This window comes from Janthinobacterium silvisoli (assembly GCF_014200725.1).
In the GTDB taxonomy this organism is placed as follows: Bacteria; Pseudomonadota; Gammaproteobacteria; order Burkholderiales; family Burkholderiaceae_D; genus Janthinobacterium.
This window is the reverse complement of sequence record NZ_JACHCL010000003.1, coordinates 86,164-102,103: the sequence shown is the minus strand read 5'-3', so window position 1 is coordinate 102,103 and position 15,940 is coordinate 86,164. Positions and strand designations below refer to the sequence as shown.

The following is a 15,940-nucleotide window of genomic DNA, read 5'->3' as shown; positions in this document are numbered from 1 at the left end:
CTTCTGGCGCCGGCTTAGAAGCGTGACGTCAAACCGACAAACATGCGCCGGCCGGGTACGTAGTACTCGACCAGGCCATCGTTTGCCGGGCCTTTCTTGAACAGGTTTTCCAGGCCGCCGCGCAAGGTCCAGTTTGGTGTGACCTTGTACGACACCACCGTATCGACGATGGTATAAGCCTTGTTGGGTGGACGTCGCGTGGACGTGCGCGCGTCGGCGTCGAGTTCCTTGCCCGTGTACTGGGCCGATACTTCAGCAAACAATTGATCCGTGGCTTGCCATCCCAGCGCCGAGTACAGCGAGACTTTCGGCGTGGCCAGCAGGTTGGTGCCCAGGGTCAGGTTTTTCGCTTCCGCCATATAGGTCAGGTTGTTGCGCCAGTTCAGGTGCTTGCTCAAAGGAATGGTCAAGGTACCTTCGAGACCGCTGGTGCGCGCTTTCTGGATATTGGTCATGCGCGTCCACCATTTTTTCTGGTAAAAGCCCAGCGGCGCATAATCGATCTTGTTCTTGAAATCCGTATTGAAATAGGTCAAGCCTGCATCCCAGCCATTTTTTTCATAGGCAATCCCGATTTCAGCCGCCGTGCTGGTTTCCGGTTTCAAGTCGGGATTACCCGCCATAAAGCACTCGCCGCGGATATAGCCGAGCGGGTACAGACTGGTGCAGCCACGGCCACCCGAGTTGGTGGCGGACGCTGGCGAGTTTTCCTTCAGGCTCGGTGCGCGGAAGCCTTGCGAGATACCGCCCTTGACCGTCCATTCCGGCGCCGGGTGGTACACCAGGTATAAACGCGGGCTGTGGTGATTGCCGAACTTGCCATGGTGGTCCAGGCGCCAGCCGATGGTGGCCGTCAGGTTTTCGCGCAGGAACAGCTGGTCTTCCGCGAACAGGGCCGAGGTGGTGCCCGACAAGGTGGCGCCGCTGACGGGGGTGCCCAGGTAATCAGTCGGCACCGTGCCGATGATGTCGGTATTGGTCAGCTCTTCATGTTTCCATTGTGCACCCATCACCAGCAATTGCTCGACGCCCCAGCCCAGGCGTTTTTCCAGGGTCGCATCCAGTGTATTGTCCTTGGACTTGGCGACCGTACCCGGGTACTGGTTGTCGTAATCGTTGTGGTACAGGTTGATACGCGTCTTGCCAAAATCCCAGCGGCCTTCATAGCCGATGGCGGCGCTCTTGCGTATCAGCTTGCTGGCGCCCCAGGCGCCAAACAGCGGATAACCGTCGGCATCCTGGGTCGAGGAATCGCTCGCTTCCTGGCGGCCGTAGCTGGCGTCCAGCGATAGGCTGTGCTTGCTATTCAGCGCCCAGTTCAATTGCCCCGTGATGCTTTGATTGCGCTCGCCGCCGATGCCGCCCGCCTTGCCGATGATTTTCTCATCGGGATTCTGGCGCGATTGCGCCACGCCGATGCGCATGCCGACCGCTTCCGACAAAGGGCCGGCCAGATTCAGGCTCAGCTGGTGCGCCGTGCCGCGGCCGCTGTCTTGCGGTTGCGTGTAATTGGCCGTGGCCGAGCCATTCCATTTGCCGGGCACCTTGCGCGTGATGATATTGATCACGCCACCCATGGCGTCCGAGCCATACAGCGAAGACATGGGGCCGCGCACCACTTCGATGCGTTCGATCATGTCCGGCGAAATCCAGTTCAAGTCCTGGCGGCCCAGGTCCGGGCGGTAAGAAGTGTCGGCCGAACTGCCGACGCGTTTGCCATCGACCAGGATCAAGGTGTATTTGTCGGGCAAGCCGCGCAGCTTGATCTTTGACTCATCGCCAACCGGGCTGGTGCCGCCCGTCACTCCGGGGATGCGGCGCAGCAAGGTGTTCAAGTCATATACGGGCTGGCGCTCGATTTCATCGCGCGTGATGACGCTGATGCTGGCCGGCGCATCCTTGATGTCGATGGCCGTGCCGGAAGCGGTCACAACCACCGTGCTCATGGTGGGATCGGTATTGACTGGATTAGCTTCGGCCCAGGCCTGGCTGACGGCCAGCGACAGCAAACAGGGCAGGAGGACGGCGGCGCGGTGCAAGGAAGAGGTGTGGCGTGCGGCAAAAGCGGAACTGCGGCTGGTCATAGTGGGCTTCCCGAAAGGTGGTGATGTCCTGGCTGCCTTCCGGGTGGCTGGGGATATAGATGTTGTGATGTAATGCGCTTGCATCAAATGAGAATAAGAATCGTTCTTATTGTAATGCTATCCTGGCAATAAAGAAAGCGTAGTCTGAAAATAAAACACCGTTACCACTTGCTTTGCTGAGTGGAAGTCCTGCGTCTTGCCCTGAAACGTGAGAAATTGTTACCGGCACTTGGTACTGGCGTCGCTTGTGCCAATAATGAAAGCAGACGTCTTATGGAGCCGCCATGAACCTTGCCTTGCCCCGTTTTTCCCTGTCCGCTTTGGCCATGCTGATGTTGTGTGCGGCTGTTGCTGGCGGCCGTGCTGTGGCGCAGGAGCAGCCGGCGGCCGAACCCGATGCAGTGCCGGCGCAAGAGTTGCCCGTCTGCCGGCTCGATCCGCATGACAGCAACAAGCTGGCCGTCGAGCCATGCCGGCCAGCGCCGCCCGTCGGCACGCGCCGCGCGGTGGCGCAAGTGATCGGCCGTATGCCTGCCACGCAGATGGCGCCGCCTGTGGTGCACTTTCAAACCATGCCACCGGGCTCAAGCGCTGTCGTTTCCAGGCCATTGGTGCCAGCTGGCGCCTGCGATGTGGGCGGTTGCCGTGACGCCGCTGGCGCGCGCTACAACGGTGCGGGCAATAGCACGCTCGATGCCAATGGTCACATCTGCCAAAGGAATGGTGCTTTCATTCAATGCTTCTGAGGTAAAATTGTCGTCGATATGACGTTTACGTAAACGTCAAATATGATGCCGATAACAGGCTATCACTACATCAGGAGACGACATTGCAAATTCAAGATCAGGTATTCATTATCACGGGCGGTGCTTCGGGTTTGGGCGCGGCGACGGCGCGCATGCTGGCGGGCGCGGGCGGCAAGGTCGTGCTGGCCGACGTGCAGGTCGAGGCGGGCCAGGCGCTGGCCACTGAACTGGGCGGTGTCTTCGTCAAGTGCGACGTCACCTCGGAAGAAGATGGCAAGGCCGTGGTGGCTGCCGCCGTGGGCTTGGGCACCTTGCGTGGCCTGGTCAATTGCGCCGGTGTCGCGCCAGCCGTGAAAACCGTGGGCAAGGATGGCCCGCACCCATTGGAGTTGTTCCAGCGCGTGGTCAACATCAACCTGGTCGGCACCTTCAATATGTGCCGCCTGGCGGCAGACGCCATGGGCAAGACGGACGCCACGGCCGAAGGCGAGCGCGGCATCATCGTCAATACGGCATCGGTCGCCGCCTTCGATGGCCAGATCGGCCAGGCCGCGTATGCCTCGTCGAAGGCCGCCGTGGCCGGCCTGACCCTGCCGATGGCGCGCGACTTGTCGCGCAGCGGCATCCGCGTGATGACGGTGGCGCCCGGCATTTTTGAAACCCCGATGTTGCTGGGCATGCCGGCCGAAGTGCAAGATGCCTTGGGCAAGATGGTGCCGTTCCCTTCACGCCTGGGCAAGCCGGGCGAGTACGCGCAACTGGTGAAAGCCATCGTGGAAAACGTGATGCTCAATGGCGAAACCATCCGCCTTGACGGCGCGATCCGCATGCAGCCTAAGTAAAAGCGCCGGAGAAACGTCCAGGACGTTGTTGCAGGGCCTCGCTGTAATATTCGTACTGTCTTCGACCCTGCGCTTGGTCCTGAACATTTCCCGGCACTTTGAGGCTACTGCAGGCATTAGTTGATTTAAGGTAGGATACCTCTGTATCTGGCGCACAGCCGTGGTCGGCTGTGCGCTTTTTTTATCGGAGAATCCATGATCAGAATGAAGTCGCTGGCGTTGAGCCTGAGCTTGCTGGGCGCGCTGGCTGCCAGCCCCGCCTTTGCCGAAGTCCCCCAGAAAGCGCCGGAAATCGCCACCGCCTATGTGGAAAAGGCCGGCTGGCCGGCGCAGAAATTCATGGTCGCCGCCGCCAATCCGCTGGCGGCCGATGCCGGTTACCAGATGCTTAAAAAAGGCGGCAGCGCGATCGACGCGGCGATTGCCACGCAACTGGTGCTGACCCTGGTCGAGCCGCAATCGTCGGGTATCGGCGGCGGCTCCTTCATGTTGTATTCGACCAACAAAGGCGTGCAGGCGTTCGACGGGCGCGAAACCGCCCCGGCCGCCGCCGATGAACATTTGTTCCAGCATCCGGACGGCACACCGCTGTCGCGCAACGCCGCCATCATCGGCGGGCGTTCGGTCGGCGCTCCTGGCGTGCTGCGCATGCTGGAACTGGCGCACAAGGAACACGGCAAACTGGCCTGGGCGACGTTGTTCGCACCCGCGATCAAGCTGGCGCAAAACGGTTTTCCCGTTTCCCAGCGCTTGAATGGCTTGCTGGCCTGGGACCAGGCCCTGAAGCGCGACCCGGTCGCCGCCGCGTATTTCTATGACAAGGATGGCAAGGCCTGGCCGGTCGGCCATCTCCTGAAAAATCCGGAACTGGCGCGTACTCTGCGCGAAATCGCCCGTGGCGGCGCCGACGTTTTTTACAAGGGCCGCATCGCGCGCGATATCGCCGCCAAGGTCGCCGCCCATCCGACCAATCCCGGCAAGCTGACGGCGGCAGACATCGCCGGCTACCAGGCCAAGGAGCGCGATCCGGTCTGCAGCGACTACAAGGCCTGGACTGTGTGCGGCATGCCGCCACCGTCGTCGGGCGGCATTGCGATTGCGCAAATGCTGGGCATCCTGGAAGTCAAGGACATCAGCCCGTATCCACCGGTCGATGGCGTGCTCGATGCCAAAGCCATCCATCTGTTCTCGGAAGCAGGGCGCCTGGCGTATGCGGACCGCGACCGCTATGTAGCCGACACGGATTTCATCCCGCTGCCGGGCAAGGGCGTCTCGGCCATGCTCGACAAGACCTATCTGGCCCAGCGCGCTTCGCTGATCGGCGACAAGTCGATGGGCAAGGCCTTGCCGGGCACGCCGCCCGGCATGCAGGTGGCATGGGGCCTGGACAATGCGCTGCAGCGTCCATCGACGTCGCACCTGGTGGCGGTCGACCAGTTCGGCGGCGGCCTGTCGATGACCACCAGCGTGGAAGACGCCTTCGGTTCGCGCCAGATGGTCGACGGCTTCCTGCTCAATAACCAGCTGACCGACTTTTCGTTCGACTCGCAAAATGCCGACGGCCCGATCGCTAACCGGGTACAGGGCGGCAAGCGCCCGCGCAGCGCCATGTCGCCGACCCTGGTGTTTGAAAAGGGCACGCACAAGCTGGTGCTGGCTACCGGGTCGCCGGGCGGCTCGTCCATCATCAATTACGTCGCCAAGGTGCTGGTCGGCACCATGGACTGGGGCTTGAACGTGCAGCAGGCGATCAGCCTGCCTAACTTTGGCAGCCGCAACGGTCCGACTGAACTGGAAACGGGCCGCGCGCCGGAAGCCCAGATCGCTGCTTTGAGAGCCATGGGCCACGACGTGCGCGTGATCGAGCAAAACTCCGGTTTGCAAGGCATCATGCGCCTGAACGCGCATGGCCATGACTTCTGGTTTGGCGGCGCCGATCCCAGGCGTGAAGGCATGGTGCGGGGAGATTAAACTTTTCCACAAAGCATCAAGACCCATGCTAATCTGCCGGCATGGGAATGGAAAATAAAACCGGCTTGATACTGACGGGGGGCGGCGCCCGCGCTGCCTACCAGGTGGGGGTGCTGCAGGCGATTTCGGCGATCTTGTGGGAAGCGGGCTGGCCGCCGGCGCGCAACCCTTTCGATATCATTTGCGGCACTTCGGCCGGCGCCATCAACGCCACGGCGCTCGCCTGCCGGGCCGACAATTTCGGCGAAGGCGTGCAAAAACTGCTCGACGTCTGGCAGCATATCGAGGTCGAGCAAGTCTACCGCGCCGACTCGCTGGGCGTGCTGCGCTCGGGCGCGCGCTGGCTGTCGCTGCTGTCGTTTGGCTGGCTGCTGCGCAAGTGGCATGCCGCGCCGCCCAATTCCCTGCTCGACAATACCCCGCTGGTCAGCCTGCTGCACCGCATGCTGGACTTGCCGCGCCTGGATGCGGCCCTGGCCGACGGCTTGCTGCATGCACTGGCTGTGACCGCCTCGTCGTATTCGGGCAGCCGCCACATGACGTTTTACCAGACGGCCGCAGAGATTGCGCCGTGGGTGCGCACCCAGCGGCTGGCGCTGCAAGACCAGATCGGCGTCGAACATTTGCTGGCGTCGGCCGCGATTCCCTTCATCTTTCCGGCCGTGCCCCTGTATATCGGCGGCCAGCGCGAATACTGTGGCGATGGCTCGATGCGCCAGCTGGCGCCGATTTCCCCGGCGATCCACCTGGGCGCCAACAAGGTGCTGGTGGTGGGCGCGGGACGCATGACGGAGCCGGCACCCGGCCCAGGCGATGCGGCGCGCTACCCCAGCCTGGCGCAAATCGCCGGCCATGCGCTGTCGTCGATCTTCCTCGATGGTCTGGCGGTCGACATCGAGCGCCTGAACCGTATCAATTTGACCTTGTCGATGCTGCCGCCCGAATTGCTGGGCAAGACGGCCTTGAAACCGGTGGAATTGCTGGTGATTGCGCCATCCGAGCGGCTCGATGCCATCGCCAGCCGGCATATCGGCAGTTTGCCGCGCCCAATCCGTACCATGTTGTCGGGAATTGGTGCTGCCGAGGCCCGTGGTGCGGCTTTGGCCTCGTATTTATTGTTCGAATCGACATATACTAACGAGCTGATCCGTCTTGGACAGCGCGATACGCAAGCCCGCAAGGACGATGTACTGGCGTTTTTTGGTTCCTGAGACGGGCTGACGGTTTTTTTCGCGTTTTTTTTGACAGGACGATTGTGCTGGGATTTCGACGTGCTTGCGGTGTGCCATGGATATTGTGCCTGTGCCTGCTTTTGGGCGCCTGGGGCGGGGCCGGGGCCGCGCCTGCACGCAGCCTGCGTTTCGATCAGCTCAGCGTTGAACATGGCCTGGCGCAGGAATCGGTGCTGTCCATCGCGCAGGACCGGCAAGGCTTCATGTGGTTTGGCGGCCAGTCGGGCTTGAGCCGTTATGACGGATACCGGGTCGTCGTGTACCGGAATGTCGAAGGCGACAGCAGCAGCCTGGCCGACAACTGGGTCGGCGTGCTGCATGTCGATAGCCAGGGCCAGCTCTGGGTCGGCACAGACAATGGGCTGGACCGTTTCGATTCCGTCAGCCAGACTTTTACGCATTATGTGCAGCCCGATACGAACAAGCGTGGCAATGGCAGCCGGCATGTGCACGCCATTCTTGAAGATGGCGCGCGCGGTTTCTGGATCGCCACCTCGGATGGCTTGCAGCATTTCGATCCCGTCACCGGCACCTTTCGCAGCTGGCATCACGATGACAAGGACCCGCATAGCCTGGGCGATAACGAGATCAAGGCGCTGGCGCTCGATGCGCAGGGGCGTTTGTGGATAGGCACGGTAACCGGCCTGGACATGCTGGCGCCGGGCAGCAGCCGTTTCGAGCATTACACCATCGATGCGCTGCCGGCCTCGAAATTCAATGTGATCCAGTCGCTGCTGGTCGACAGGCAGGACAATCTGTGGATAGGCACCATGGCTGGCGCCGAGCGCTGGCGCCTCGATCCTGCAGGCCGGGCGCCGCTGGCGCGCCTGCGCCTGAGTGAAAAGCAGGGTTTCAACGCGATCCGCATATCGAGCCTGTTCCAGGATATCGATGGCACCGTCTGGGTCGGCAGCAATGCCGATGGCTTGCTGCGCTGGCAGCCCGAAAACGACACCTTCCTGCAATTCCGGCACCAGACGGGAGACAAGTTCAGCGTCGCCGACAATCAGGTGGCCTCCTTGTTCCGCGACCGCGCCGGCAGCTTCTGGGCCGGCACCTGGTATAACGGCGTGAGCCGGGTGGACCTGGGCAGCGGCGGTTTTTCACGCATGGTGCGCGCGCAGGACGATACCGCCACGCTGGTCGACAAGAAGGTGCGCGCGCTGGCCGATGCGGGTGGCGGCAAGCTGTGGCTGGGCACCACCACTGGCCTGAAGCTGTACGATACGCGCGATGGCGCGACGCAGATATTCGATATGCGCAGGACGCCGGGCATGTCGCGCGACGAGCAGGTGTCGACCCTGTACCGGGCCCCGGACGGCGTGCTGTGGGTGGGCGGACGCACGGGCTTGCACCGTTTCGACCTGGCCACGCGGCGCTTTTCCACCACGCGTTTTGCGGTGGGCGACCCGAACAGCGACACCATCCGCAATATCGCCGGCGACCGTAGCGGCATGCTGTGGGTGTCGTCGCGCGGCGGCCTGCATCGTTTCGATCCCGTCACGAAAAAATTCACCACCTTCCGTCACGACCCTGCCGATCCGGACAGCCTGTCCGACAATATGGTGCGGCCGGTGCTGGAAGACCGCAAGGGCCAGCTGTGGATAGGCACTTTCCATGGCCTCGACTTGCTGGACCGGACGACTGGCCATTTCCGCCATTTTCGCCACGATCCGGCAGATCCGCAGAGCCTCAGCCACGACGAAGTGCATTTTCTGCACGAAGACAAGCGCGGCGTGCTGTGGGTGGGCACGGCCAATGGCTTGAACCGGATGGATGTCGATACCAAGGGGCAGATCCGCTTCCGCCGCTATTTGCGCAAGGATGGCATGGCCGACGATGCGGTGGCCAGCATCCTGGAGGACGATGCCGAACAGCTTTGGCTCAGCACCAACAGCGGCATCACCCGGCTGGACATGCGCAGCGGCCAGTTCCGCAATTACGACAGCGCCGATGGCACGGTCGAGGGTTCCTATTTCGACGGCGCCGGTGTGCGCGCGGACGACGGCAGCATGTATTTCGGTGGTTTTAACGGTATGACCGCCTTTGCACCCAAGGATATCCACGACAACCTCGTGCCGCCACTGGTGGTGGTCACGGAACTGCAGATCTTCAACAAGCCCGTGCTGATCGGCCGCGGCGAGTTTGCCCATGTGCTGGACACGGCCATCGACCATAGCCGCAGCCTGACCCTGACTTCGCGCGAGAGCGTCTTTTCGCTGGAATTCGCCGCCCTGCATTTTGCCGCCCCGCAGCGCAATATGTTTGCCTACCGGCTCGAGGGTTTCGACCAGGACTGGGTCATGACGGATGCGGGCCGGCGCTTTGCCACCTATACCAATCTTGATCCGGGCGAGTACGTGTTCCGTGTCAAGGCGGCCAACAAGGATGGGGTGTGGAATGAAAGCGGCACGACCCTCAATATCACCATCTTGCCGCCGTTCTGGAAAACCTGGTGGTTCCGCAGCCTGATGGCCTTGCTGTCGCTGGGGCTGATCTACGGCGTGTACTGGCAGCGCATGCACATACTGCGGCGCCAGCAGAGCAAGCTGGAGCGGCAGGTCACCGAGCGCACGGCCGAGGTATCGCAAAAGAATGCCGAATTGCGCGGCAAGGAAATCGAAGTGCTGGCCCAGTCCCACGAGCTGGCGCTGGCTAACAGCAGCCTGAAGAAAAACGAGGAAAGCCTGCGCCAGGCCAAGCGCAAGGCCGAAGATGCCACGCGCCAGAAATCGGAATTCCTGGCCAATATGAGCCACGAGATGCGCACCCCGCTGGCCGGCGTGATAGGCATGCTGGGCTTTGCCTTGCGCGATCAGCAATTGCATGCGTCGACGCGCGAGCAAATCCTGCGCGGCCAGGCCAATGCCGAGTCCCTGCTGGCCATCATCAATGACTTGCTGGACTTTTCCAAGATCGAGGCCGGCAAGCTGAGTATTGAAAATATCGATTTTGCCCTCGGCGCGGCGATGGAGCATGTGGTCAGCCTGTTCGAAGAGCAGGCGGCCGCGCGCAGTATCGGCTTTTCCATCGATTTCGCGCCGGACTTGCCGCCCTTCGTGGTGGGCGACCCCAGCCGTTTGCGCCAGGTACTGGTCAACCTGGTCGGCAATGCCTTCAAGTTCACCCAGCATGGCGGCGTGAGCGTACGCGTGGAGCGCGCCGGCGTGGCGCCTGGGCAGCTTAATTTGATACGTTTCAGTGTCAGCGACAGCGGCATCGGCATCGATGCCGCTGCGATGGCACGTTTGTTTCAGAAATTCGAACAGGCCGACGCCAGCACCACGCGCCGCTATGGCGGCACGGGCCTGGGCCTGGCGATTTGCCGCCAGCTGGTCGAACTGATGGGCGGAACCATCACGGCCACCAGCGTGCAGGGGCAGGGCAGCACCTTTACCTTCATCTTGCCGCTGGCCGATGGCGAGGCGCCACCGCTGGTGCCGCCAGTGACCCTGGCGCCGCACAGTCACCAACTGCATGTCCTGTGCGCCGAAGATTTCCCGACCAACCAGATCATCATCCGCGTGATGCTGGAAGACCTGGGGCACCGGGTCGACGTGGTGGCCAACGGTACCCTGGCGGTGGCCGCCTGCGCCCAGACGCCGTACGACCTGGTGCTGATGGATGGACGCATGCCCGAGATGGATGGCGCCACGGCGACCCGGCTGATACGCGCAGGTGGCTTGCCCGAGCATCCCGTCCACGATCCGGAAGTGATGATCGTGGCGCTCACTGCCAATGCCAGCGAAGAAGACCGCATCCGTTACCTTGGCGCCGGCATGGATGACTTCCTCAGCAAACCGATCGATGAAATGGCCTTGCATGTGCTGCTCGAGCACGCGATCGAACACCAGCTTGAGCGTGAACGCCCCTTGCCGCGTATGCCCGTGGCCGCGCCGGGCAGCGCGGCGCCGGGCCAGGCCGAACTCGATATGCTGTTTGGCGTGCCGCCGGTGCCGCCGCCTTCGTCTGCTTCGTCTTCCTCATCCTTGCAGGATGGCCGTGGCGGCGACCTGAAGCGCCGCATCCGCGCCGCCTTCGTGGGCGACCTGTCGAGCCGCCTGCATGAACTCGATGCAGCCATGGCGGCGCAGAACAAGGAGGAAGCGGGCCGTTTGCTGCATGGCTTGAAGGGCAGCGCCGCCTATCTGGACGAAGCCGAGCTGCATGGTTTGTGCACGCAGCTGGAAGAAGCGGCCGATAGCGGGCAATGGCAGCAGGTCACCGTGCACCTGCCGCGCCTGCATGGCTTGCTGGCGGAGATCGCTGCCTCCGTCAACGAAGTGCAAAATATGCAAGATTAATCATTAAAATCCGCCTGAAAGCCGGTAAAATACGCTCAAACAGCTTGGTACGGCCAATAAAATTGTGGAGAGCGTAATAATGAAGGTACTGGTGGTGGACGATGATGTCGTATCGCGCATGGTGTTGATGCACCTGATCGACAGTTGTGGCGTGCATGACATCGTGGAGGCCGAGGATGGCGCCGCCGCGTGGGAGCAACTGGAAGCCGGCTTGCGTCCGGCGCTGTGTTTTTGCGACTTGCGCATGCCCCGTTTGTCGGGCATGGAACTGTTGCAGCGAGTTAAGGGCAATCCTGAATTGCAGGCCATGCCCTTTGTGCTCATTTCATCGGCTACCGACCGTGACACCGTCGATGGCGCCAGTGCCGCCGGGGCTGACGGTTATATCGTCAAGCCTTTCCAGGGCGACGAAGTGCGGCCTTTCCTGCAGCGCATGCGGGCCCCCGCCATCGCCTGGGCGGCAGAGCCACCTGGCCAAACCCGGGTCCGCCTGGGCGTGGGGGCGGAGCGTCTGCAAGCGTATTTAAAAGGGTTCGAGGCGCAGCTGGCTGCCCTGTCGGGCGAGATCGGCAGCCTGGCCGTGGGCGACGCCGGTGCGCTGCGGGTACAGCTGGAGCGCCTGCACGTCGGCTGCGCTACCCTGGGACTGAGCGGCGCGGCCGAGGCCGTGCAAACGGCGCTGATCGATACCCCCGATGCCCCCGCGCTGCATGCGCTGCTGGCGCAACTGCGGCAGTCGGTGCTCTGGCAGGAAGAATTGCTGGTGCAAGATAGCAGCCTGCAGGCATCGGGCTTGCAGTAAAAATTGCGGTAGCTAGTCCAGCTTGTCTGCAAACACCATGCGCGTCAGCAAGGTCGATAGCGGCACATACACCAGCATATCGTCGAAGGCGCCGCCGGGCAGGGCGCTGTTGTCGGTAGCCTGGCGGACGATGAAATGCTGCGTCGCCTGGTCGTTGCTGCGCTCGTCGGCATTTTCCACGTTCCCGCTGCGCTGTTTCACGCCTTGCACGCTGGTGCCGAAATTGTGCTTGCCGGTCGAGAAAATTACGGCCGGCGAACAGGCGCCGCGCCCGCACAAGTCATCCCCATACACATAGCGCACACTGCCGTCGGTGTAGCGTGTTTGTATGGTTTTGCTGGCCAGCACCTCGTTGCGCTTGATCGGCGTCTGCGTGAAGCCCGGTGTCACGCTATAGCGCAGCACATGTCCCCAGCTATCGGCCGCCTCCACCCCCAGCGCCACCCACGGCAAAAAACCGCTGCAATCGGCGTCGCTGGCACACGGCTGCGCGCTCTCTCGGCCATCCTGGGCCGACATGGCGGGCCGTGGCAAGCGTCCATGCTGCAAGGCGAACCCCATCAAGGCATCGCGCGACTGCGCCAGGGTTTGCTGCGTATGTTCAACCCGGCGCTGCTCCATGACCTGCGCACTGAAACCTGTCATCAGCAGGGTGGCCGCGCCCAGGGCCAGCACGGTGACCAGCAGCAGCAGTGCAGCGCCGCGCTGTTTGTTGGCGTGCACTGTACGTGGTGAGTGATGTTTGCTTGGGTGCATGGCCAGTATCGTAGACGAAACTGCAATGTATGCGGCGTATTGAAGCTGGTCCCCCCGACTGGAATCGAACCAGTATCCCACGCTTAGGAGGCATGTGCACTATCCATTGTGCTACGGGGAGGACGCTGTCGGCGGGCTGGGCCTGCCGCCTTCGGCAGCGCGCAGCGATAAAAAGCCTCTGCTACGCTGTGAAGCGAGCGCAATTATAGCCGACAGATTGCAAGATATGCCTATGCTTGCGCGACTATCGGTACAATGCGTGCTTCTTTCATCATCTGATCGGCGGCTGTGTTGCCTACCACGCGGTATATTTGGTAGGCAAGGTACGGCGCCCGAGCACTTTACTCATCATTATGGCTGTCATCTCTCTTTCATCGGCGCAACTTGCGTTCGGTCACGTCGCGCTGCTCGATCACGCGGAATTTTCACTGGAAACCTCGGAGCGGGTCGGTTTGATCGGCCGTAACGGCACGGGCAAGTCCTCGCTGTTGAAAGTCATTTCGGGCAAGTTCAAGCTCGACGACGGCTTGCTGGTGATGCAGCAAGGCATCAAGATTGCCTATGTAGAGCAAGAGCCGCAATTCGACCCGGACATGTCCGTGTTCGACGCGGTGGCCTCCGGCATGGGCGAGTCGCAAGCCTGGCTCAAGGAATATGATGCATTGACGGGCCAGTTTGGCCAGGGCAATGACGATGAATTGATGGAACGCATGCACGATATCCAGGTCAAACTGGATGCGGCCGATGCGTGGAGCTTGCCGAACAAGGTGGAAACCGTGCTCGACCGTCTGAACCTGACGGGCGACATGCTGATGAAAACCCTGTCGGGCGGTATGCAAAAGCGCGTGGCGCTGGCGCGCGCGCTGGTGTCGGCACCCGATGTGCTGCTGCTCGATGAGCCGACCAACCATCTCGATTTCAGCTCCATCCTGTGGCTGGAAGGCTTGTTGCGAGACTTCAAGGGCAGCGTGCTGTTCATTACCCATGACCGCTCCTTCCTCGACAACGTGGCCACCCGCATCATCGAGCTGGACCGTGGCCGCTTGCTGTCGTATCCAGGCAACTTCACGGCCTATCAAGTGCGCAAGGCCGAGCAGCTGGAAATCGAAGAAGTGGAAAACGCCAAGTTCGACAAGTTCCTGGCGCAGGAAGAAGTGTGGATACGCAAGGGCGTCAAGGCGCGCCGCGTGCGCGATGAAGGCCGCGTGCGCCGCCTGGAAGCGCTGCGCCTGACGCGCAATGCGCGCCGTGAACAGCAAGGGCAAGTCAAGCTGGACGTGTCGGCTGGCGAACGCTCGGGCAAGATCGTGGCGGACCTGGAAAACGTCTCGAAGACCTATGGCAGCAAGGTCATCGTCAAGGATTTCACGGCCACCATCTTGCGTGGCGACAAAGTGGGCCTGATCGGCGCGAACGGCGCCGGCAAGACCACCTTGCTGAAAATGATCCTGGGCGAAGAGACGCCGGACACGGGCAGCGTGCGCCTGGGTACCAAGTTGCAAGTGGCATATTTCGATCAGATGCGCACGCAGCTGAATGAAGAGGCTAACCTGATGGAAACCATCGCGCCGGGCAGCGACTGGGTCGAGATCAATGGCCAGCGCCGTCACGTGATGACCTATCTGAACGATTTCCTGTTTGCTCCCGAGCGCGCCCGTTCGCCCGTCAAGACCTTGTCCGGTGGCGAGCGCAACCGTTTGCTGCTGGCGCGCCTGTTCGCCAAGCCGGCCAACGTGCTGGTGCTCGATGAACCGACCAATGACTTGGATATCGATACCCTGGAATTGCTGGAAGAGTTGCTGGAAGAGTACACCGGCACCGTCTTCCTGGTCAGCCATGACCGTACTTTCCTCGACAACGTCGTCACGCAAGTGATCGTGGCCGAAGGCGAAGGCAAGTGGCGCGAATTCGTCGGCGGCTACACGGATTGGGAGCGCCAGCGCGCCAGCGTGCCAGCAGCCACGGCGCGCAGCGCACCGAAAGCCGCCGCCGCGCCTGCCGCAGCCGCCCCGGCCCCGGCGCCGGTCGCCAAGCAGAAAAAGCTCAGCTATAAAGAGCAGCGCGAACTCGATGAGTTGCCAAATATCATGGCCGCGCTGGAAGATGAGCAAGCCGTACTGGCCGGGCAATTGTCGCATCCCGATTTCTACAAAAAAACGCCAGCCGAAGGCAAACGCCTGAACGCACGCATGGCGGAAATCGAGAATGAACTGCTGGCTGCCCTGGAAAAATGGGAAGCCATCGAAGCACGCGCCAAAGGCTGATCCTTATAAATTGAGCTTATCCGATTGCCGCTACCGGCGGCAATCGTTCCATCCCCCCACGACCCGCACACTGCAGAACATCTGCCACAAACCGCTTTTACATTTCTGCTAAAATATTGATCACAAGACAATATTGCCGCTCATTGTCAGTTTCTCCGTAGCGACACTACCCGGTGTCATTTCTATCGCTTTAGCCACGCCACTTGACCGTCTGCACGGGAGGAGCGCCTGCATGTTTGACCGACTCGCACTGCCGCGCGTACTGCCTTTTTTTACTTATCTCTTTTTCATTCTTATTGCTGATGTGTTAATATGGGCGGGCTATGCTCAGGAGCAACTTCGCTATCTGTATGTGGTGAAGATAGCCGCCGTCCTGGCGCTGCTCTGGTGTTACCGCCGCCATTACTCGGAACTGGCCTGGCCCGGTCGCGCCACTATGGGATGGCCGGCCATCGCCTGGTCGGTACTGGCAGGTGTGGTTGTCTTGCTGCTATGGCTGAATCTGGGCGCTTCCTGGATGGTGGTCGGTGAGCCGGCCGGTTTTGATCCCCGTTCCGGTGGCGGAACCGACTGGCTGCTGGTCGTGGTGCGCATTGCCGGCGCGGCACTGGTGGTACCCGTCATGGAAGAGTTGTTCTGGCGTTCATTCCTATTGCGTTGGTTACAATCGCCAAATTTTCTAACGGTGGACCCGTCACTGCTGAAGTTCCGCTATATTGTTGTTACGGCGATACTATTTGGCTTTGAACATAATTTGTGGTTTGCAGGCATTGTGGCTGGTTTGGCATATGGTTGGCTTTACGTGCGTTTTCGCACCCTGTGGTCGGCCATCATTGCGCACGGCGTGACGAATGGCTTGCTGGGTGCCTGGGTACTCATGACCGGGCAGTGGGCTTATTGGTAGACGCAGCATTCGCGTCAATAACGTCATTGGTGTCA

Annotated in this window: 10 protein-coding genes and 1 tRNA gene; 8 read left to right on the top strand and 3 right to left on the bottom strand. The window is 61.5% G+C overall.

Annotation, left to right across the window (positions count from 1 at the left end; translation table 11 throughout):
* Positions 1 to 14: 14 nt before the first annotated feature.
* Positions 15 to 2,084, bottom strand: coding sequence for a TonB-dependent receptor domain-containing protein (locus HDE75_RS16830; protein ID WP_183678320.1), 2,070 nt, complete (start codon positions 2,082 to 2,084; stop codon positions 15 to 17).
* A gap of 284 nt (positions 2,085 to 2,368) precedes the next feature.
* On the opposite strand from HDE75_RS16830, the gene HDE75_RS16825 reads away from it, so the two are divergent.
* The 6 genes from HDE75_RS16825 to HDE75_RS16800 all read left to right on the top strand — a co-directional run bounded on the left by HDE75_RS16825 (position 2,369) and on the right by HDE75_RS16800 (position 11,981).
* The gene (locus HDE75_RS16825; RefSeq protein WP_183678319.1) at positions 2,369 to 2,830 is read left to right on the top strand and encodes a hypothetical protein; all 462 of its coding nucleotides are present in this window, start codon (positions 2,369 to 2,371) and stop codon (positions 2,828 to 2,830) included.
* 83 nt (positions 2,831 to 2,913) lie between these two features.
* Complete coding sequence (locus HDE75_RS16820; RefSeq protein WP_183678317.1) at positions 2,914 to 3,672, top strand: 3-hydroxyacyl-CoA dehydrogenase; 759 nt, start codon at positions 2,914 to 2,916, stop codon at positions 3,670 to 3,672.
* Between the two features lie 195 nt (positions 3,673 to 3,867).
* Positions 3,868 to 5,643, top strand: coding sequence for a gamma-glutamyltransferase (gene ggt, locus HDE75_RS16815; RefSeq protein WP_183678315.1), 1,776 nt, complete (start codon positions 3,868 to 3,870; stop codon positions 5,641 to 5,643).
* Between the two features lie 41 nt (positions 5,644 to 5,684).
* Positions 5,685 to 6,854 (top strand): patatin-like phospholipase family protein, encoded by a 1,170-nt coding sequence (locus tag HDE75_RS16810; RefSeq protein WP_183678313.1) that lies wholly within the window; start codon positions 5,685 to 5,687, stop codon positions 6,852 to 6,854.
* Between the two features lie 44 nt (positions 6,855 to 6,898).
* Positions 6,899 to 11,179 (top strand): two-component regulator propeller domain-containing protein, encoded by a 4,281-nt coding sequence (locus HDE75_RS16805; RefSeq protein WP_311735132.1) that lies wholly within the window; start codon positions 6,899 to 6,901, stop codon positions 11,177 to 11,179.
* A 79-nt stretch (positions 11,180 to 11,258) separates the two neighbouring features.
* A complete protein-coding gene (locus HDE75_RS16800) occupies positions 11,259 to 11,981 on the top strand; it encodes a response regulator (protein WP_183678311.1) in 723 nt (240 codons plus the stop codon).
* A gap of 12 nt (positions 11,982 to 11,993) precedes the next feature.
* On the opposite strand, the gene HDE75_RS16795 is transcribed toward HDE75_RS16800, so the two are convergent.
* Both HDE75_RS16795 and HDE75_RS16790 read right to left on the bottom strand, forming a co-directional pair.
* The gene (locus HDE75_RS16795) at positions 11,994 to 12,737 is read right to left on the bottom strand and encodes a hypothetical protein (RefSeq protein ID WP_183678309.1); all 744 of its coding nucleotides are present in this window, start codon (positions 12,735 to 12,737) and stop codon (positions 11,994 to 11,996) included.
* A gap of 46 nt (positions 12,738 to 12,783) precedes the next feature.
* Positions 12,784 to 12,858 (bottom strand) — tRNA-Arg (locus HDE75_RS16790).
* A 232-nt stretch (positions 12,859 to 13,090) separates the two neighbouring features.
* Between HDE75_RS16790 and HDE75_RS16785 the strand changes: the two genes are divergently transcribed.
* Positions 13,091 to 15,001: an ATP-binding cassette domain-containing protein gene (locus HDE75_RS16785; RefSeq protein ID WP_183678307.1), complete on the top strand. Its 1,911-nt coding sequence runs from the start codon at positions 13,091 to 13,093 to the stop codon at positions 14,999 to 15,001.
* Positions 15,002 to 15,233: 232 nt separating this feature from the next.
* Entirely contained in the window at positions 15,234 to 15,905 is a 672-nt protein-coding gene (locus HDE75_RS16780) for a CAAX prenyl protease-related protein (RefSeq protein WP_183678305.1), read from the top strand.
* Positions 15,906 to 15,940: the final 35 nt, after the last annotated feature.

Bases quoted from the DNA above. Each gene is read 5' to 3' on its own strand.
- HDE75_RS16830 (WP_183678320.1), bottom strand. From the start codon at position 2,084: ATGACCAGCCGCAGTTCCGCTTTTGCCGCACGCCACACCTCTTCCTTG.
- HDE75_RS16825 (WP_183678319.1), top strand. From the start codon at position 2,369: ATGAACCTTGCCTTGCCCCGTTTTTCCCTGTCCGCTTTGGCCATGCTG.
- ggt (WP_183678315.1), top strand. From the start codon at position 3,868: ATGATCAGAATGAAGTCGCTGGCGTTGAGCCTGAGCTTGCTGGGCGCG.
- HDE75_RS16810 (WP_183678313.1), top strand. From the start codon at position 5,685: ATGGGAATGGAAAATAAAACCGGCTTGATACTGACGGGGGGCGGCGCC.
- HDE75_RS16800 (WP_183678311.1), top strand. From the start codon at position 11,259: ATGAAGGTACTGGTGGTGGACGATGATGTCGTATCGCGCATGGTGTTG.
- HDE75_RS16795 (WP_183678309.1), bottom strand. From the start codon at position 12,737: ATGCACCCAAGCAAACATCACTCACCACGTACAGTGCACGCCAACAAA.
- HDE75_RS16785 (WP_183678307.1), top strand. From the start codon at position 13,091: ATGGCTGTCATCTCTCTTTCATCGGCGCAACTTGCGTTCGGTCACGTC.
- HDE75_RS16780 (WP_183678305.1), top strand. From the start codon at position 15,234: ATGTTTGACCGACTCGCACTGCCGCGCGTACTGCCTTTTTTTACTTAT.